The following is a 19,621-nucleotide window of genomic DNA, read 5'->3' on the forward strand; positions in this document are numbered from 1 at the left end:
CAATCTGGATTTATGCACTCTCGTGTCTCAAATCTCGATCCCCCCAACTCCCTTTAATTAATTATGGGGATGCGAGGCAGGGCTGTTTCATTCTCGCTCCGGGGCAAACCCCCGTTGTTGCCCCGATGCCTGAAACGCCCCTTCGATCGTCGGTAGCGGGGTAGGCACGGGGGCACTACCCCTACAAAACCATGATTTTCCTGAGAATGAAACAGCCCTGGGATGCGAGGGGGATCTAGACTCAGCTATAAGCCAGATATAGGCCAAACAAAAGGGCCCAGAGTTAACTCTGGGCCCTTTTAATGCTTTAAAGTAACTTTCAAATGGCTTAAACCATTGATTTTACGCTACTTTTTTTATGGAACTGGGCAGAATCGAACTGCCGTCCAAAGCGGGTATTTACCTTCCGATCGTTCACAGGTTTATCCCCTCTAATCCTCGGGGCGGGAACCATCTTTATCCCAAATGGGGGGATTTTCTAGTGATTGCTTTCCTAGCTAGCCGACTAGAAACGTTTAGCTAGGGCATCCGTTGGGGGTTGTTATGCTACCTTTAACGGAGTGAGGTGGCATACACTCTAAACCGAGCTCAAGAAGTTTTTAGGCTACAGCTACGGCTTTGCGAGCGAAAGGAACGATGTTGTTCGCATTTACTATTTTTTTTGAGCCGATATTAACGAGAGTAGACTCCCTCTCGACCTGCATCACGGAGCAGCTTTCGCCACCCTGTCGAAACCATTACAGCCCCTCGTATGTTCTTTTATGATAGACAATATTTCGTGTTGCGTCAAGTCGAGCTGGGATTTTCGATTTGGGATTTTCGATTTGGGCACAAAGCTGAGTCGGGAAAATTTACATCTTGCACCATTTTTTTGAACAGGCAAGATGCCAGTTCCACAAGAGTTCCAGTTTTTTTGGGGTGGACCCCAGAGTTCGCCCTTGAAAGGTTTATTGACAGTGGTCAAAAATGTCAGCGCTGCCAAGTTTAATGCAAATTTTCGTCCCAGACGCCGATGTAAATCCGATCGCGCTCGTTGCGTTCGATCATCCCTTCGAGCGAACCCTTCCTAAACGTAAACCGATTACTCCGGCGTTGCTGCACGTCGCCCAAGCCTTGCAAAATTTCCCTGCTGGCGCCGCCCACCATCCCGTTTAACGCGGTTCGCACCACCAAATCGTCCACCGACTGGGCAAAAGAACCCTCTGTTTGTACTAGCTCGCCCGAATCGCGATCGTAAATGTAGCCGAGAGTAATCCGATTTGGCAATATTTCATAAAGTGCGGTGCGAGTATTTGGCCAATAGCCCCGCGCTTGAGAGTCAGTGGGTTCTCCCAATTCGGATAAAATCTGACTTTCCGCCGTACCAACCGCATACCCAGGGATTGTGGGAGTCTTCTGATAACTGGTTCCCGGTTGTTCGCTGGGTGCGGGCGATCGATCTGGCGGCAACTCTTTGTCAACAAGTTTTTCCGTTGGTGTGGGTTCGACAGCTTCCGGAGAAGGCGCTGGTGTTGGCGCTGGGGCTGGTGTTGGAGTTTCAGCAGCAGGCGCTGGAGTTTCAACAGCAGGCGCTGGAGTTTCAGCAGCGGGCGCTGGAGTTTCAGCAGCAGGCGGCGGAGTTTCTCTGCGAGTCGGGGCTGGTGTTGATGTCGGCGCGGGAATTGGTGCGGGGTTCACGCGCGCGTCTGGATCGGCGGGGGTCGAAGTGCGATCGTCCTGGGCTACGGGTGCGGGTTCCGAAGACGGCCGGTTGAGGAAAACCCTAGCCATCCCGACCAAACCTGCAACAATAAGTGCGATCGCCACGAACCCCAAAATCCACCAAACCTTGCGGTTGCCTTCCCCAGAAGACACCACAGCAGGCGCTGTTCTGGAACCCGCAGGCGACTGAGGCCCGTGTCCCGGAATCACGGCCACCGTCGGCCCGGTGCTCGGCGACGCTGCACCAGGAGGCTGCCCCTGCAGCAGCGACAGCCACTCATCGACGCTAGCAGGGCGATTTTGAGCTTCTACCGTCATCCCCCGCATCACCGCAGAGCTGACAGCCGCACTTAGCTGAGGCTGCAAGTCGCGGGGCGAAGGCATCGGCTGGCTGGTACGCAAAATTGCAGCCACCGGCACCTGTGCTGTCAGCAGAGTATAAAGCGTCGCCGCCATACCGTAAACATCTGTGGCGGGCGTATATTTTCCTTGGGCAAAATACTGTTCTGGCGGCGCGTAGCCATCGGACACCATATTAGTGTGACTTTGGGTTGCACCGGGAGTAAACTCGCGGGCAATGCCAAAGTCAATCAGCACGACTTCCTGAGTACCTTGGCGCAAAAGAATGTTTTGCGGCTTGACATCTCGGTGCAGCAAACCCTTTTGATGAACAACTTTTAAAGCAGCGCCAATTTGAGTGATGTAGAGAATTGCGAGATTTTCTGGCAGCGGATTATTTGAACCGACTACATCGCCCAAATTCTGACCGGCTATGTAGTCCATCACCATGTAAGGCTGCCCGTCTTCCACAAAGAAATCGCTGACGCGGACAATATTCGGATGAACGCAGGAAGCCAACCGCCTCGCTTCGTCTTGAAACTTGCGATCGAACTCAGCAAAATTGGGTTGCTGCCGCAGAGATTCGTTGAGGGTTTTAATGACTACAGGCTGTCCTAAATAGCGGTGATTTGCCCTGAAGGTTATTCCAAAGCCGCCTCTTCCCAATTCTTGTTCGAGGGTGTACTTTCCACCCTGTAAAGTTTTGCCGATTAGCGCATCCATAGGTTCAGGCGATCGCGTACCAGATAATATGGCTGATTATGGCACGTATGGTGGGCTAAGTTACCAGTCTAAAGTGCGATCGCAATCCTCGATCGGCGTTGCCATTCCTTCCCGAATTGATTCCACGTATGGTGCTACAACTGCCCCAGCAACTTATCGTAATCTGCGTGTGAACCAACCCAAAACCAGATCGCACCGTCTCCATGCAACTGACCAACTGCTCGATAGTTTTGGCTAATTCTGGCAATAGATTGGTAACTCTGGATGCACCTTCTTGAAACGCAGGCTGGGATGACTTGGGTTTTCTATGAACTAGCGATAGGCCGCCCGCGTCTGCTCTTTAACTTGTTGAGGTAAATCAGCAAATAATCTACGGAACTCGGTTATAGTGCTTGACTTCACAATGTTTCTGGATCGAGTTCTTGGGTTTTGCCTGCACGATACTCAGCCATTGCGGTCGCTGCGAGTTTAGCAAGAGCATCTGGGGAACGGGAGAATGCTTGATCCCAGCGCCTATCGTCTTCAAGTTCTTCCAGAATCATTGAAGCGAGAGCATCTTGCTCGCTGGCAGACAATGTTTTCAACTTGGCGATTCTCTTCGAAGGCTCCGCTAACGCACGTTCGAGTAACTCAGTCATGGCTACCACACTTTTACAATGAAAATGGCATCCTATCCATTATCCATTGTTTCAGCCAAGTTGAGGGTAGGTCGAACAAATGGCAGGCTAATTATCCTCATTAATAACTACGGGAAACCCACTTCTATGTTTTCTACTAGCTTTTCCATGCACTTAAATACATCTCTATATCTCGCAAATGCAGGGATTCCACTATTCACTCAGAGTGTTTTCTATCAAATTATTTTGCTAATCCCAATTATCGCGATAGAAGCTTATATTCACAAAAAACTACTCAATCTCAGTATCCTAAAAGCAATTTTTATTGCTTTTATAACAAATATCATATCGACGATTGGGGGAGGTTTTATTATCCTCTGTATTGGGGCGTTTATTGGACATATCGTCTTCCACACAACCGTGCCTGTACAGCCTGGTTCTTTTCCATTTCTGCCGTTGGAAATTATGATTACACTCATTCCTATGTTTTTCTTTTCCGTTTACCTAGAATCATTAATAGGGAGTTGGGGAGTAAAAAAAATTGAAAAAAGCCAAGTTAATAAATCATTTTTCATAGCTAATTTATTCACTTACTTAATGCTTGAGATATTAGCTTTTACCCAACTTGTCAAGGGATACATTGAAGGGCGTGGCTAACCAAAATGTTCTATATCGTCGCATCGCTGATTGACATCTTGAGCCACCATCATTGCATTGATGTGGGTAAACATACGATCTAATTCCCCAACGGCGTCGAGTTCCGCTACCTCTTCTGCTATTAGTTGATCTGCCTTTTTCTTCTCTAACAATTGTGACCTGCGCTGTTGGAGCGATTCACTAAATTTAAACAAGTTCCACCGATCGACTTTTTCAATGCCAATTTCATGGATTAACGAGGAGGGTTTGTTGAGAATTGAAACCATTGTAGGCTCCGAGCTTCGGGTTTTAGGTAGTGACTAGATTATAGCTTTTATTCAATCGGCCAGATTTAAGGCTCCAACCGAGAACCTTCAAATTACCGCCAAAACCAGTGGCTTAAACAGCCAAACGGCGTTACAGTTTAAGTCGGATGATATTCATCCCTGCTTATTTGCCATCGCCATATCTTGCCTTCTTCAGGATCGTCCACCTCTGCAATGAACTTCATTCCCACTTTTTGCAACACGCTATTCGAGGCATTTTTTTCAGCTAAAGTGTGAGCGATGACTGCTTTCACCTCCTCGTGAGCGAAAGCATAATCGATCATTCCCTGTGCCACCTCAGTTGCAAATCCGCGATTCCAATATTCGGAAGCAATTTCATAACCTATCTCTATAGTCCCCGACTCGTCAGGTGAGCCTGTGAAACCTCCATTGCCGACAAGCACTTGATTTTTTGGATGAATAAAGAAGTAGCTGTGCCAGTCAGTTGGAGGCGGATTGGATTCGCAAGCTTCGTCAACAGGGAGGGAAAATGCTTCCGGGAAAAGAGGCCAGCTATTAGGCACTATGACATTTAAAATTGCTGCAAGCTCGCTTTTACTTCGTAAGAAAGCTTCTATGTGAATCCTTTCGACGGCAAGTAGTTGAAGATTCTTAGTTGTAATCATTTTTCTACCTTGTTTAACAAGTATGAGATCACACTATAGGCACTATCGAAACGCTTGTCTCGGAACCCTGGCGAGTTGGTAAGCGCCCCGACTTTCCAACAATTGATATTGATTTGGCTGCAATCCTAATTCCACAAATTTCTCTGGATATCCCAGCAACAAAATAGAGGGAGAATTTGCGTTTTTAGATTGCTTAATGTAGTCGATCGCCTTTGTGACAGCTCGGTAGTAAGTCACCGGCTCTTGGGTATAAAAAACCAGACTTGGTTTCCAGAAACCAACCATAATAAACTCTTCCCCTGGCAGTTTTTGTTGAACTGCAACCTGTGCTAACTGTCTCAGAGGTAACTGGCGGTTGATATCGACCACTTTGTAGGCAGGAGTAAGACCAAAGATGATAAATGCTACTAACCCGATGAGGTTAGCAACCAAAATCCAGCGCTGTTGCCGCTTCCAGAGTAAAAGTGCGATCGCCACCGCTGTAATTATCCAAATCGTACCGCCGACAATCAGCAATCCCGACTGCTGAATTGCTTGGGGAAAATTGGGCATTGCCGGGTCATCTCCCAGCCAGTTGTAACTGTAGAAAGTTGCTCCGGCTACAATTAATAAAAATATGACATTAAAAATGTATGTAACTAACAGCCCTCGCGGTAAAGAATTAGGTTTTTTTTCTAAATTTATGCGCCTGTTTTCGGGTTCATTGCCTGCAATAATATCGCTCCACAGCAGCGTTACCAAAATCGCAGCGGCGGGGATTAAAGGCAATACATAACTGGGCAGTTTGGTAACGGCGATCGTAAAAAAGCCAAAGATGCAGCCGAACCAAAATAGGGCAAATAAACTCAACTGAGCCGATCGCGGTTGACGACGCCAGTAACTGCGCTGCCAAAAACGGGTGCGGGCGATCGCCACCGGCAAATAAATCGACCAAGGTGCAAAACCAACTAGCACTACAAAAAAGTAAAAATACCAAGGTGCCGAGTGCTTGTTGACTACTCCAGTAAAACGCTGGAAATTGTGATAGCCGAAAAAGCTGTCAATATAAGTTTGACCGTTGTCTAAAATAACGAAAATGTACCAAGGCAAGGCGATCGCCAGAATAATCAAGATTCCCGACACCGGACGCATTTCGCGCCAAAGTTGCCGAAAATTTCCCAAATAAAGCCCGAAGCTGCCAACAATCAGCGCTGGCACGACAATTCCCACAGGCCCCTTAGCCAGAATTGCTAAGGAAATTAGTACGTAAAAAGTCAGATACCACTTATTGGGAAATCGGGAAGCGGAAACAGTGGAAAATTCTGCTTTTTCTCTCTGTTCTTCTAGAGTGTAACCGAGGAAAAATGCGAGTAGTGCCGAACACATACAGGCGACTAACAGCATATCTGAAACGCCAGTCCTTCCCCAGGCAATAGTTTGGGGATTTAAAGCTATTAGGGCCGCACCAATCCAAGGAGTAGAAAAAAAGAGGGGAAGACGGCGAGTTTTGAGTGTTGAGTTGTTATTGTCTGTTTCTTCTTCCGGCTTCCATCGAACTTCTTCCTGCTTCCTGACATCCGTTAAATCCCGTACAGTGCTCGTTGTCGAACTTCGTTCTTCCTGCGAGTGAGTGAACTTTTGTAGGGTATAAAATCCGAGGCAAGTCAGACCGATCGCGCACAAAGCCGAGGGAAGACGCACGGCCCATTCGTTAACGCCCAGCGTGCGGTAAGCCACCGCCATCAGCCAGTAAATCAACGGCGGCTTGTCAAACCTGGTTTCGCCGTTGAAATAAGGAGTGATCCAATCCCCTGTCACCGTCATTTGACGGGCGGCTTCGGCAAACAACGGTTCCGTTTCGTCAACTAAACCGATGTTGCCGAGATTCCACAAGAAACCTACCCAGGCGATCGCGCACAGCCATAAAATCGATAGCAGCAAAGGTGCGATCCGGCGATTTCTAAACTCTGACAAACTTTTAATAACTTCCTTCACCCAAACTTCCTGCGATTTTAGATTTTAAATTTTAGCTCGCATAGAGAGTCTACCGAAAGATTCGCATTCTCGAAACTCCCCATTCGATCGAATCCGGTTAAACAGAGATGTTGCACCATTCTCAACAAGGCTTTCATGGGCGCGTAGGATGCTCAACCCCTACTCCCCACAAGAAAATTCACTCTTTGTGGAACAGGCATCTTGCCTGTTCCTGGTAATGATGTCGCTATCTGAGGTTAACTCTCATAGCGGCACCATTCTCAATAAAACCGGATCAACCGTCTTTCTCGATTAAAATCTCGGCACCTGCCGCTAAGCATTCACGGCTGCAAAATTAACTGCCATTCTCCGGCTGTGCTGTTCCAAGCGGGTGAGGGTGTCTCCCCGGCGACGAAAGGCCCCCAGTAGCGGCGAGAACCATCCTGAGCAAAAACCACCAGAATGTCTCCCCGTTTGACTTGTAACTTGCCCTCCGGCAGCGATAGCATCAGTCCCTTGCCACCGCCTTCCCCCGGCGCAAAATCCCAGTGCGCGGGTTTTCCATAGGATTCCTTGGCTTGCCGTTTCGACAGCAGGGCCACTCGCACTGGGTGTTCGCTGCGGTTGCTGACGCGCAAAAGGCCGGAGGCTTTAGCATTTACAGGGACTGAGGAAAGCAATTCCTCCTCTGCATCTGGGGGGGTTGGTGTTGAGTCGGGCTTGGGCTCGCTGGTCGTGTCGGCAGAAGCTGTGGCGACTGGGGAAACGGGGAGTGTGGGGGGATATGCGGTGGCTTGTGAGGGCCAATCGCTGGAAGGATTTGAACCGTTGGAGATAGTGATTTCAAAACGTCCTAGAAACATTCCTGTAATTAGGACGATCGACACTCCAATTACGATCTGGTAAATTTTAAGATTCATAAATTTTAGGCTTACAGGATAGACTGCACCGATAATGAGTCTTAACTATTTTTAATGTAAAACCAGGGGCTGCTGTGCCACAAGATACAGTTACACTTAATTACTTGACCGTTCTCGGCTATAAGTCCGCGATCGCTCAATACCATCTTAGATGTTAAATTTGAGATTTTAGATGGCGACATACTGACTCCGGTAAGGATTTGGAGTTGGTCGGGAGGGTCATTTGTTTACTTATCGGTATAGCTTTTAATACCAGTTGAAAAAAAGAGTACCACTATAGGCCCGTACTCCAAACCCCAATAATTATCAGTAATTCCGCATCTCAAATCTCAAATGGTATAACTTTTATGCAGAATACCCGAATTAACAGATTGATTGATGTTCTGGGCGATCGCTTCCGAGGCTGGCTGAGCAATCCTTGGCGGCGGATTTCGCTTCTGATAATTAGCCTGCTGTTCGGCACTTTTTTGGGAACTGCTATTTCGACGATCGCCGGACAATCTGCGGATTGGGATATTATCGCGGCCGGGATGTTGGTTTTGTTGACGGAGTTCGCCAACTGGCTGGTTTACACCCGCCTGCGGCCTGCGGCAGGTTCTTTGTGGGTGGAGATGCTCAATGCTCTGAAAATTGGTCTGACTTACAATTTATTTGTGGAGGCTTTTAAACTAGGTTCTTAAAAAATGGTGAAATATTGGTCTGCTGTAGATAGTATTTATAAAAACGTGATCTTAAAAAATTTTAATTTGAACTAGGGTCGAAATTTTTGAACTCTCCACGACCGGAGTTGGGGCTTGTATCCGTTTTGAGTGGGGTCAAATATTTGTCAATTGCAGATAGGATTTGTACAAAACCCGCTTTGGCATCAAGAGTTTTGAGAAGATGGATCGCTCAACTGTAACCCCTGTTGAAATTTTACATCGATGGCAAGCCGGCGATCGCCCGATCGCTCCCGACTTCGATCACCTGGCTTTTTGGGAACTTGCGGATGATTTGCGATCCTCTTCGAGGGCTTCGCTAACGGGCGCTTTTGGGATTACTCCCGACAATGTAGCCGATGTTGTCCGCTGCAAAACCGATTTATTCTTTTCTCTTCTTGACGAACTGCATACTTTCCCCGTAAAGTCAACTGTTTTTCTCGAAACTTTGTGGAATCTGTGGCTGCCGCTGGCCATGCAATTATCGGCTGCCAAACAAAGTTTAAACCGTCCTTTAATTCAAGGAATTTTAGGAGTGCAAGGAACGGGAAAAACTACTTTATGCCAAGTTTTGAGGCTGATTCTGGGAAAATTGGGATATTCTACTGTCAGCCTTTCTTTAGACGATCTTTACAAGACTTATACCGATCGCCAACAACTCCAAAAAGCCGACCCGCGTTTAATTTGGCGAGGCCCTCCCGGCACTCACGATATTGACTTGGGAATCACAGTTTTAGACAAGTTGCGCGCTTCTCAAACTCGCAATTTAGCAGCAGTTGACAATCCACAATTTGATGCCCTCAAACCGGATATAATAAAAAATATAGAAATTCCCAGGTTTGATAAATCTGCCTATGGAGGTGCAGGAGATAGAAGTCAACCCGAAATTATTTCCGGTGCGGATATTGTACTTTTTGAAGGTTGGTTTGTCGGTGTGAATCCGGTGGTTGATGCCAAATTAAACGAGTTTTTGGCGACTGCACCGTTTCCGATTTCCACAGAAAGCGACTGTCAGTTTGTGCGCGATATGAATGCGAAGCTGCACGACTATCTGCCGCTGTGGAACCGATTAGATCGGTTGATGGTTTTGTATCCCCAAGATTATCGCCTTTCTCAAGTGTGGCGCAATCAGGCGGAACGGGAAATGATGGCGACGGGGAAGTCGGGAATGTCAGAAGCTGAAATTAATCGGTTTGTTGAATATTTCTGGAAAGCGCTGCATCCAGAGTTATTTATTAAGTCAATGCTGGAGGGCGATCGCGTGGATTTAGTAATTGAAATTTTGGGCGATCGCACTGTCGGCAAAATTTGTAGGGCGATCGACTTAAAATTAAACGATTAGGGACACTAAAAATTAAAGATTTAAGGACACAACATTGTTGTGTCCCTACTGTATTGCAGCTTATCGTGCACTCACTTAACCACTCAGGACTTATGCAAAAAGTGGTTTGACGCGCGAATTATAGAGGTAAGGCGCGCCATCAGCACCCTACAATACAGAGGTTTTGCATCGAGGATGGAGAATTTCTAAATTAACTGCCAGGAGTCCCAAGATCGATCGCTTTCTGCATCAAATCGTCGGTAACTTCGCCCGGTGTACCTGCAGGCGTAATTTCCTGAGCCATCGAACGAAAATCAGCGGGATTGCCGCTTGTATCTGCCGGCTTTGCAATATTATCTTGAGCAGCGGGAATAGGAAATTTAGGTGCAGTTGCAGCGGCTGCAGCTTGAGCGCCGGCACCAGTGCGATCGATGTCACTAACGCTGAATTGTTTTGAAGCTTCGTAGTCTGCTGATACATCCACGGTCGGCAACTTTTGTTCTCCAGCTTCCGCGCTTTCAGTGATCTGCTGAGCGTCAAAGTTTTCAGTGTTATTGACTTCTGTATTGATTTGAGACATAGCCGACTCCTTGCTAGTTTTATTTAACAATTCACTGTATCAATTATTACTTTGCTCCCCGGCTTTTTCATCTACCCGCAGATGTATCGTTGGCTTCTATCTTAAGGATGATTTATTCTAGGTTAGTGCCTTAACATTACATCACTTTCCAAAAAGAATGCAGCTTTAGGCAAGCTCCCAACCCATACATACTAAGCCATTCCCCATTGTTTGATCTAAAATCTAAAATCTAAAATCTAAAATCGTATTACCTCTCGGGGATGGTGACTTGTACTTACAAATCTTGATATTTGTATATTCTGGAAGCATTTTTAAGGAATTTTGTTTATGAACTCACCCGCCGCCACCAATCCTCACTCTCTCTCCAACGACACTAAAAACATCGTTCAGACAATCAACGGGTTGGGTACAGATGAAAAACTGGCGCTGCTCTATTTTGTTTATGAAAAAATGGGAGACTCAGTTACACCAGCAGCTCCCGCTGCCGCCGACCCACAATTAGCTCCCATGCTGCTCGATGATTTTTACAAGCTTTCCCATGACCAACAACTGAATATAATGCGCGGTATTGTCAACCGCGACGACACGCCGTATTCTCACGCTTACGGAGCTTTAACTGCTAACAATCAGTTGGTGGTTTGGTATGCTTGGGCTATTGGTATGGGGGAAACAATTGTCGATATCCCTGAAGGATATGAGGCAACTGAGGCTGTCAATGGCGTGTTGGGTCAAATTGAAGGTCTTGAGTTTGAACAGCAAATTACAGTGCTGCGCGACGTAGCTAATAATATGGGCTACACCGATGTTAAACCAATTGCTACTCAGGCGGAAGTAGGGAAAACTTCTAGTCTGTAGATAAGAGTCTGCTGTTGCAACCTATCCTACACAAACTCTCCTCCTAGCAGAGAAAGACTCAAGAATAAAGGAATTACCCAAAACCTCTATATGTAGGGTGCGTCTCGGCGCACCCTACCGCTATAATGAGTAGGTAAAACCTTTTTTTGCTCTTAGTCATATTTATTTTTTCGTGTCTTAGAGAGGGACGAAAGTTTTTGTATGATCAGTTAAAATCTGCCATTCTGATAAATATAAAAAGTTTTTCAGTCAGCAAGTGAGTTTTTTAGGGTAAACTTTTCGCGGGAATTCCATCCGAAAGATTGAACCTTTTTTGGGTTGACTTTCGGCAGTAATTGTACCGTCGATCATCTTGACTAAAGAAGCACAAATAGCTAGTCCTAAACCGGTGCCTGGATATTGGCGAGTTGTGGTTTGGTCGCCTTGGCGGAACTTGTCGAAAATGTGGGGAAGATCCTTTTCACAGATGCCGATTCCTGTATCCCGAACGGTGATAATTAGCCGATCGCAATTTAATTCCCGCACCTCAATGTAAATGCTGCCCTCATGCGTAAATTTAACCGCGTTGGAAACGAGATTCACCAAAATTTGCCGCAGGCGCAACTTGTCATTAACGATCAACTGATCCTGCAAGCAGACGCTGAGGGACAATGCCACGGTCTTATCTGTGGCTTGATTTCCGAATTCCAGGGCGACATCCATTACTAAATGCGCTAAATTAAATTTTTCAATTTTTAATTCTGTGCGGCCACTCTCGATTTTGGAGAGGTCGAGGATATCGTTAATTAGCAGTAGCAGGTTTTTGCCGTTATGTAAAATGCGCCCCACCATTTCTGTTTGCTGGGCGCTCAGTAGTTGTTTGTGCTGGCGCAGCAGCAATTGGGAAAAGCCGATAATCGAATTCATGGGAGTTCGCAATTCGTGGGACATAATGCCCAAAAATTGCGATTTTAACTTGGCTGCTTCTAGCAGTTGCAATTTTTGCTGTTGAATGCGTCGCGCCTGATTTTCCAGTTCTTCCTGCTGGCGAATTAGCAGCTCGTTTTGCAAGTCTAAAAGCTGTTCCTGCTTTTTTAATTTTTCGATCGCCAGCGCGTTGTTAATTGCGATCGCAGCTTGTTTTCCCATCACCGCCAGCAGTTGCTGAGTATGGGCGTTAATCGCCCTGCTGTCTTTGCCGTTGCCGATGGCCAACACACCCAAACGTCCGCTTGGCGCAGACTCGATCGCCGCAGCACAGGCCGCCGCCGGCAGCCAGCCGTCACGGCACTCCGACCGCAACAGTACAGACTCTCCCGTCGCAAATGCTTTCCACAGCAGCTTGTTTTGCACGTGCGGGGTTGTACCCTCACCAAAGTTTTCCATACCCCCGACAGCGCTGACTTTGAGGCCACTGCAATCGTACTCCAGGAGAGCAACTAGGCAAAATTCCGCTCCTGCGATCGCCTCTACAGTCGCATCCGCAATGCCTTGCAACAACTGGCACAAGCTACCCGCGCGCTGGCTCAACTGATTTGTAAATCGATCGATCGCGTGCAACTCGTGTTCCCCGTCTCGTACCGTCCGGGCTTCACACCAATTTTTTGCTGTAAAATTGTTTTCCGAGGGCACTTGATGGGGCAAAAACTCTGGTTCTGCTTGGGGTTCGGCTGGAGTTTTTTGGATGGCGTCGATGTCGGTGTAGGTTCCCGCCCACTCCAAAACTTCCTGACTGTCTACATTAGCGGGCGTTCCTCTGACCAGGTTCCAGCGGTAAGTGCCCTCTCGCGTCCGCAGACGAAATATAATTTCGTAGCTTGGCGGCGGGAACTTAGAACTGTGCGATCGCGCTAAAAGACGAGGACGGTCTTCTGGGTGGACCTGCGCCAGATAGCCGAAACCCAAAGCTGCTGCTGCTGGTACGCCCGTGTACTCCTCCCAGCGCTGACAGAAATAAGTCGCCCAGCCGTCGGCCTTTGTTTTCCAAACTATGTGAGGAATTGCCGACCACAGGCGATCGTCCTGAGTTTTGCAATCGCCAACTTGCGGTTGGGGCGATGTTATTTCAGATACTTTGTGTAAGATTTCAGAGTCGAAAAACTCCGAGGGAAAAGAGTTATTGCCGTGATACTGAGTCATAACAGGTTATATAAATAAGCATTGGACTAGAGCCCTAACACCGGCTAAAGACTCGTGCTGCTAGCTTTATTTATTTTGACGGCTCAAGTGCATCAAAATTTTTTATACTTTAAACTTATCCGGGTAGTGGTATCTTTACCTCTATCAACGGGCGGACAATGAGATAATTCAGTTAAAATGTTGAAACATTGAGAGCTTATCGGTCCCGATCGGGTTCGTGCAGGCATCGCCGCAAAATAATTTAAAAATTAACTTGCATTCTTGGCGACTGCATGAGTATGCTTAAAAATGATGTGCAACCTGTAAAACCATAAATCAGGACACATTCTCAAATTTACTCAGTTAGGCTGAGTCAGTTGACGATATTTTAAAAGTTTAGCGGGCTATTGGAAAAAAGATGAGTAAAATTCGCGTTGCTTTGGTAGAAGACCATGACCTGACAAGAGTCGGCATCCGTACAGCTTTACAACAGCGTGACACGATAGAAGTTGTCGGCGATGCAGCTAACGCTACAGAGGGATTGAAACTGCTTCAGTCTTCAAAACCTGATGTGGCAATTGTAGACATTGGGTTGCCGGATTTTGATGGCATTGAACTTACACAAAAGTTCAAAAAATCCGTAGCGGAGTCCGATCCAGATACAAAAATTTTGATTCTGACTTTTCAGGACAATGAAGAAGAAGTTCTGGCAGCTTTTGCCGCTGGAGCTGACTCTTACTGCATGAAAGATATTAGCTTCGATCAGTTATTAGATGTAGTAAAAGTAACTCACGAAGGTAACTCTTGGATCGATCCGGCGATCGCCCGTATCGTCCTGAAACAAGCTCGCACTCAGGAAGCCGCGCCGGAAGAACCGAAGGCTGAGGGCAAAAGAGTCACAATTAAGGCTGCTGAACCTGAGTTCAGTCACATCATTGAGACTTACCCTTTAACCGAACGGGAATTAGAAGTTTTGGAACTGATCGTGCAGGGTTACAGCAATGCTGCCATCGCCGAAAAGCTGTACATTACTGTCGGTACAGTCAAGACTCACGTCCGCAATATTTTGAACAAGTTGTGCGCTGATGACCGCACTCAGGCAGCCGTTCTTGCCCTGCGTTCTGGCTTGGTTGGATGAAGCCTGATCATCAGGCAAAATCAAGTTAAAAGTAGGGTGCGCTAGGCGCACCTTACGATCACTGATTTAGGGTGTGCAGTGCACACCGACTGACTAATTGTTACCCAAAAATTAGGGTAGGCAGTGTAGACCAGCCGAGGAATTGTTTCTTGCTAAAAAAGGGTAAAGTTTAAAGCCGCATCTATCCCAGTACAGATATTTTTTTAATCTTTTAAGCAGTAAATCTACCTTAAGATAGATGCTAAAAAACTATCCTTTTACTAATACTTATTCTTGAGCGTTACCCAGTTAGATAAATTTCGCTCGCACTGCGAATATTGCGCGATATCAATTCATAAAAGGCGGATACAGAGGCCAGATTACGATACTTTTAGGAAGAGTTAAGCCTTAAACAAATTATATCCGTAGAGTGATGCCTGAGTTCGCTTAAATTTGCGAAATTAAAAGTATCAACTGCTACTGAAATATTTTAGAAAGAGGTATTATGGCCGCCCCAATTGAATTCAAGTTATTTGCTCCCTACAACAAAGGAGCTGCCTTGATTGGCTCTTTTTCTAATTGGGAAGATATTCCGATGGAAAAGGACGAAGAAGGTTATTTCCGCACGCGAGTTGAGTTGGAGGATGGCGTTTATCAATACAAATTTCGCGTTCAGTCGAAAAGCTGGTTTCTGGAAGCGGATCAGTGGGTAGATATAGTCGATCCCTACGCGACTGACATAGACGATCCTACTCAAAACGGCCTTGTTCGGATCAAAGATGGCGATCGCATTGTCGATACCTACGTGTGGAAACACGACGATAAACCGCTACCCGCCGATCGGGAATTAGTGATTTATGAAATGCACGTTGCCGACTTTTCCGGCGGCGAAGCTGATCCGTTCGCCCGTGGCAAGTACAAGCACGTTGTCGAAAAACTCGATTACCTAGTCGAACTCGGCGTCAACGCGATCGAACTCATGCCCCTCAAAGAATACCCAGGCGACTACAGTTGGGGCTACAACCCCCGCTACTTCTTCGCTGCCGAGTCCAGCTACGGAACCACAGAAGAACTCAAAAACCTGATAGACGAGTGTCATGGCCGCGGTATTCGCATCATCATGGACGGGATTTACAACCACTCGGAATCATCCAGCCCCCTCACTCAAATCGATCACGATTATTGGTACCACCACGCCCCGCGCGATCCTGACAACAATTGGGGCCCGGAATTTAACTACGAATTCTACGACGAAAACTTAGGAACATATCCGGCCCGCAAATTTATTGGCGATACAGTCCGCTTCTGGATTCAAGAATATCATCTCGACGGCATTCGTTTCGACGCGGCGCGACAAATTGCCAACTACGATTTCATGCACTGGATAGTTCAAGAAGCCAAAAGTGTCGCCGGCCCCAAACCGTTTTACACCGTTGCCGAATACATTCCCGACGAGCCTAGCATCACGAATCTAGACGGGCCTATGGACGGCTGCTGGCACGACAGTTTCTATCACTCTATAATTCCACAACTGTGCGGGGACAATTTTGATTTAGAACGGCTCAAAGAGGTAATCGACTGCAAGCGGCAAGGTTACTTGGGTGCTACGAATGTAGTCAATTATTTGAGCAATCACGATCACGATCGCGTTTTTGCCGAATTGGGCGATCGCGGAATTTTGGATGAAGCCGCCTTCAAGCGGGCGAAGTTGGGAACCGTGCTGTTAATGACAGCAGTTGGCGTGCCGCTGATTTGGATGGGCGAAGAATTTGGCGAATACAAAGGCAAAACAATTGAGCAATCTAAAATTGACTGGACGCTGCTAGGAAATGAGATGAATAAAGGTTTGTGGGAATACTACAAAGGCTTGATTCATCTCCGCAAAAATAACCAAGCACTTTACACAGAAAACATCGAGTTTTTCCACGAAGACCCCGACTCAAAAGTTTTTGCTTACACTCGCTGGAACGATGAAGGTTCGAGAGTTGTAGTAGTTGCGAATATGTCGGAAAATTATCTGGCAGGTTACAGCGTTCCCCACTTCCCTGCCAACGGAACTTGGCACGAATGGACTGGGAATTATGATGTTGAATCTGGCGATGACAATATTATGATTGACTTGCCGGAATACGAAGCCAAAGTGTTTGTTTGGCAGTAAGCTGTCATATCAATTCCGGTTACACCGGAATCCTTGTTGACTGTTGACTGTTGACTGTTGACTGTAAGTCAAAAAAATGAAAATTGCGCTAATTATTTGTTGGCAGCTTGATTCAACTTTACGCCCGACGATGAAGCGCGGATTTGATATCATTCCGGCCTGCGCCGGAATTGATATCACTATAAACTTATAAGGGTTATTTGACAGGTTCTTATCTAATTTACAACTCAAAACAGCAACTATTTTATGTTGCGGTTCCTGATGGTTAATTTAAACTCCTTATTTTCCCAGATTGATTTTCTAGGCACAATTGCGTTGCCACCGCCGCCGGTATTGGTTTGCTAAAGAAGTAACCCTGACCCATATCGCACTGATGCGATCGCAAAAACGCTAACTGTTCTGGTGTTTCCACTCCCTCAGCAATCACCTGTAAATTCAGCCCCTGTCCCAAGGCGATCGCCAGTTTCACAATAGTAGCACCGCTGCTGCCGGTCACCAAATCGGCCACGAAAGATTTGTCTATTTTTAAATTATTGAGGGGAAAATTTTTCAGAGACCAGAGCGAAGAATAACCAGTGCCAAAATCGTCCAGAGAAATGTGAATTCCCATGTCCTGCAACTGCTGCAATACCGACACCGTGAAGCTCACATCTGTCATGGCAATGCTCTCGGTAATTTCTATTTCTAAATATTCGGGATTTAACTTGGTTTCTGATAAAATTTCAGCGATGGTTTGTACAGTGTGAGGTTGCAGAAACTGGCGGGCTGATAAATTCACTGCTATCCGAATCGGCGGCAATCCCAGTAATTGCCACGCTCGATTTTGCAAGCAAGCAGTCCGCATCACCCATTCGTCAATTTGGCAGATTAATCCTGTTTCCTCAGCTAAGGGAATAAATCGATCGGGAGGAATCAAACCGCGTTCGGGATGCTCCCAGCGAATCAGAGCTTCCATGCCCGCTATTTTGCCAGTATTTAAATTTATTTGCGGTTGATAGTGCAGGACAAACTCAGATTTGTTTAGAGCTTTGTAAAGATCATTTTCTAAGTTAAGATCCTCGGAGACTTTACTGCCGATCGCCTGCGTGTAAAACTGATAATTATTGCGACCTTTCTGTTTAGCTTTATACATCGCAGCATCAGCATTTTTTAGCAAAGTTTCTGCATCTTCTCCATCATAAGGAGCCAAAGCAATTCCCAAGCTAGCCTTAATATAAAGTTCCAGACCCTCAAAATCAAAAGGACTGCTTAAACTCTGGATAATTAGCTTGCAAATTTTAGTTGCTTCCTCCGGGGTGTTGATATTGTACAGCAGTACAGTAAATTCATCTCCGCCCCAACGAGCCATCGAATCCCCCACGCGCAAACACTTAGTCAAACGCCGAGATACACTTTGCAGCAACAAATCGCCCACTGGATGGCCGAGAGTATCGTTAACATTTTTAAATCTATCTAAATCTAGAAAGATTACCGCCAGCATTTCTCCATTTTGGTGAGCGCTAGCTAAAGCTAAAGACAGCCTTTCATTAAACAGTAATCTATTAGGTAAACCAGTTAATGGGTCGTGAGAAGCTTGATGTCGGATCATCGCCTCGACACGCCTCTGCATTGCAGCCATGTACAGGTGAGTTCCTAAAGATTGTGCTAGCTTCTGTTCTTCGCTAGTCCACTTTTGAGCTTCGCCTGTTTTGATTTCTTTCCAAGCTGCAAATGACTGTCGGGGACGATCGTGCCGGGTGTCCGAACTGCAACGGCCCGCCCACAAAATTTCGGTTTGTATAGGGCTGCGAAAAACGGTGAGACAGCCGATGCACTGTTGGCGGTATTGCAGCGGTACTGCCAAAAATGCTCGAATGGAAGCTGCGACTAAATTGGCAGATACAGATGTGAGTTGAGGTTCTTTAGAAATATCGGAAATTGCGTACAAGTGCGGTACGAGAAAACTGGAAATATTGCTGTCAATTGAGCTGTAATGCTGGGAATATAGATTTTCAAAAATACCTAATTGGCTTGTATGATTAGCTGTTTGTGGTGGATCGTCTTGGTTTGCCCTCCCCATAATCTGCTGCCAAAATGGGCTGAGTTCAAGGTCGATGTCCGCGGGCTGCTGGCCACAGGTATAAAGCAAAGCAGGCCGATCGCCAAACTCGGCTGCAATGTAGAGTCGCCCTCCTGAACCACGCAAATGCTTGACAGTTTGTTCGAGAACTACTTTCCGAATTTCGTTTAGTTCTAGAGGAGAATGCAGCAAACTGGTAATTTGGTTAATAACGGCTTCGTCACGCGCTTGCTGTCTAGCTTGACTCAGCAGAAAAGATTGGGCGATCGCAATTGAAAGTTGATCCACAAGCAACTGCACCATTTTCAATTCTCGATCGCTAAACCGTTTCGGTTGGCTATGGTGAGATACCAACAGCCCCCAAAGGTGATTTTGATGCAAAATCGGTACTGTCAGAGAAGAACGTGCCCCCATAGCCTTCAGATATTCAGCGTGACAGGGGTCTACAGGACGATAGGTAATATCTTCAACTGCTAAAGTTTTGCCGGTTTCGGGACAATCTAACCGATTAATTGTTTGATGCTTCAATTCCACATCTACAATCACTCGCTGCCGCGCTTTGAGAAACATTTCCCGAGCACTATTGGGAATGTCGCCTGGTGGAAAGCGCAAACCCAGCATAGAGGGCAATTTGTCGCCGTTGATCGACTCAGCAATAACCTCACCACTACCGTCGGCCTCAAAGCGATAAACTTTTACTCGATCGCTCTCTAAAAAGCTGCGGATTTCTAGGGCAGTTGTCGTCAAAATCTCTTGGAGTTCTAAAGAGTTGCGGATGCGATTGGTAATTCGATTGAGTAAAATTTCTTGTTCTAAAGTCGATCGTGACATTTGTGTAACTTTGGTGCGGGTCATGCCTTTTGATCTCCCGGGCTGTTGACAGCTTTTTTGCGAG

16 protein-coding genes and 1 other RNA gene are annotated in these 19,621 nt (G+C 46.5%); 6 read left to right on the forward strand and 11 right to left on the reverse strand.

Annotated features, from left to right (window positions below):
* Window positions 1–356: 356 nt before the first annotated feature.
* From ssrA to QUA10_RS11330, 4 genes are all read right to left on the reverse strand, one after another.
* Window positions 357–747, reverse strand: a transfer-messenger RNA (tmRNA) gene (ssrA, locus tag QUA10_RS11315).
* Between the two features lie 237 nt (window positions 748–984).
* Window positions 985–2,763: a protein kinase domain-containing protein gene (locus QUA10_RS11320; protein ID WP_333082881.1), complete on the reverse strand. Its 1,779-nt coding sequence runs from the start codon at window positions 2,761–2,763 to the stop codon at window positions 985–987.
* A 134-nt stretch (window positions 2,764–2,897) separates the two neighbouring features.
* Window positions 2,898–3,056 (reverse strand): ParE family toxin-like protein, encoded by a 159-nt coding sequence (locus tag QUA10_RS29100; protein WP_445243577.1) that lies wholly within the window; start codon window positions 3,054–3,056, stop codon window positions 2,898–2,900.
* A gap of 105 nt (window positions 3,057–3,161) precedes the next feature.
* On the reverse strand, window positions 3,162–3,347 hold the full coding sequence (locus QUA10_RS11330; RefSeq protein ID WP_333082882.1) for a hypothetical protein: 186 nt from the start codon (window positions 3,345–3,347) through the stop codon (window positions 3,162–3,164).
* 78 nt (window positions 3,348–3,425) lie between these two features.
* Between QUA10_RS11330 and QUA10_RS11335 the strand changes: the two genes are divergently transcribed.
* Window positions 3,426–4,037: a hypothetical protein gene (locus QUA10_RS11335; RefSeq protein ID WP_333086252.1), complete on the forward strand. Its 612-nt coding sequence runs from the start codon at window positions 3,426–3,428 to the stop codon at window positions 4,035–4,037.
* Here the strand turns inward: QUA10_RS11335 and QUA10_RS11340 are convergent.
* The 4 genes from QUA10_RS11340 to QUA10_RS11355 form a co-directional block, all read right to left on the reverse strand.
* Window positions 4,034–4,303, reverse strand: a complete 270-nt coding sequence (locus tag QUA10_RS11340) for a hypothetical protein (RefSeq protein ID WP_333082884.1) — start codon at window positions 4,301–4,303, stop codon at window positions 4,034–4,036. The genes QUA10_RS11335 and QUA10_RS11340 overlap by 4 nt on opposite strands.
* Before the next feature lie 137 nt (window positions 4,304–4,440).
* A complete protein-coding gene (locus tag QUA10_RS11345; RefSeq protein ID WP_333082885.1) occupies window positions 4,441–4,968 on the reverse strand; it encodes a GNAT family N-acetyltransferase in 528 nt (175 codons plus the stop codon).
* A gap of 42 nt (window positions 4,969–5,010) precedes the next feature.
* Entirely contained in the window at window positions 5,011–6,942 is a 1,932-nt protein-coding gene (locus QUA10_RS11350; RefSeq protein ID WP_333082886.1) for a glycosyltransferase family 39 protein, read from the reverse strand.
* 320 nt (window positions 6,943–7,262) lie between these two features.
* Window positions 7,263–7,841 carry a hypothetical protein gene (locus QUA10_RS11355; protein ID WP_333082887.1) on the reverse strand — a complete coding sequence of 193 codons (579 nt, stop codon included), beginning with the start codon at window positions 7,839–7,841 and terminating at the stop codon, window positions 7,263–7,265.
* Window positions 7,842–8,188: 347 nt separating this feature from the next.
* On the opposite strand from QUA10_RS11355, the gene QUA10_RS11360 reads away from it, so the two are divergent.
* On the forward strand, window positions 8,189–8,521 hold the full coding sequence (locus QUA10_RS11360; RefSeq protein ID WP_333082888.1) for a DUF565 domain-containing protein: 333 nt from the start codon (window positions 8,189–8,191) through the stop codon (window positions 8,519–8,521).
* Between the two features lie 202 nt (window positions 8,522–8,723).
* Window positions 8,724–9,881, forward strand: a complete 1,158-nt coding sequence (locus QUA10_RS11365; protein ID WP_333082931.1) for a glycerate kinase — start codon at window positions 8,724–8,726, stop codon at window positions 9,879–9,881.
* Window positions 9,882–10,071: 190 nt separating this feature from the next.
* On the opposite strand, the gene QUA10_RS11370 is transcribed toward QUA10_RS11365, so the two are convergent.
* Window positions 10,072–10,440 (reverse strand): hypothetical protein, encoded by a 369-nt coding sequence (locus tag QUA10_RS11370; RefSeq protein WP_333082889.1) that lies wholly within the window; start codon window positions 10,438–10,440, stop codon window positions 10,072–10,074.
* Between the two features lie 327 nt (window positions 10,441–10,767).
* On the opposite strand from QUA10_RS11370, the gene QUA10_RS11375 reads away from it, so the two are divergent.
* Entirely contained in the window at window positions 10,768–11,295 is a 528-nt protein-coding gene (locus QUA10_RS11375) for an orange carotenoid protein N-terminal domain-containing protein (protein ID WP_333082890.1), read from the forward strand.
* A gap of 249 nt (window positions 11,296–11,544) precedes the next feature.
* Here QUA10_RS11375 and QUA10_RS11380 read toward each other — a convergent pair whose 3' ends face one another.
* On the reverse strand, window positions 11,545–13,413 hold the full coding sequence (locus tag QUA10_RS11380; RefSeq protein WP_333082891.1) for a PAS domain-containing sensor histidine kinase: 1,869 nt from the start codon (window positions 13,411–13,413) through the stop codon (window positions 11,545–11,547).
* 397 nt (window positions 13,414–13,810) lie between these two features.
* Here QUA10_RS11380 and QUA10_RS11385 point away from each other — a divergent pair, with 397 nt between their 5' ends.
* Both QUA10_RS11385 and QUA10_RS11390 read left to right on the forward strand, forming a co-directional pair.
* Window positions 13,811–14,530 carry a response regulator transcription factor gene (locus QUA10_RS11385; protein WP_333082892.1) on the forward strand — a complete coding sequence of 240 codons (720 nt, stop codon included), beginning with the start codon at window positions 13,811–13,813 and terminating at the stop codon, window positions 14,528–14,530.
* A gap of 484 nt (window positions 14,531–15,014) precedes the next feature.
* Window positions 15,015–16,667 (forward strand): alpha-amylase family glycosyl hydrolase, encoded by a 1,653-nt coding sequence (locus tag QUA10_RS11390; RefSeq protein ID WP_333082893.1) that lies wholly within the window; start codon window positions 15,015–15,017, stop codon window positions 16,665–16,667.
* Between the two features lie 265 nt (window positions 16,668–16,932).
* On the opposite strand, the gene QUA10_RS11395 is transcribed toward QUA10_RS11390, so the two are convergent.
* On the reverse strand, window positions 16,933–19,581 hold the full coding sequence (locus QUA10_RS11395; protein WP_333082894.1) for an EAL domain-containing protein: 2,649 nt from the start codon (window positions 19,579–19,581) through the stop codon (window positions 16,933–16,935).
* Between the last annotated feature and the right edge of the window lie 40 nt (window positions 19,582–19,621).

It is taken from the genome of Microcoleus sp. Pol8_D6, from assembly GCF_036700965.1.
GTDB lineage: Bacteria > Cyanobacteriota > Cyanobacteriia > Cyanobacteriales > Microcoleaceae > Microcoleus.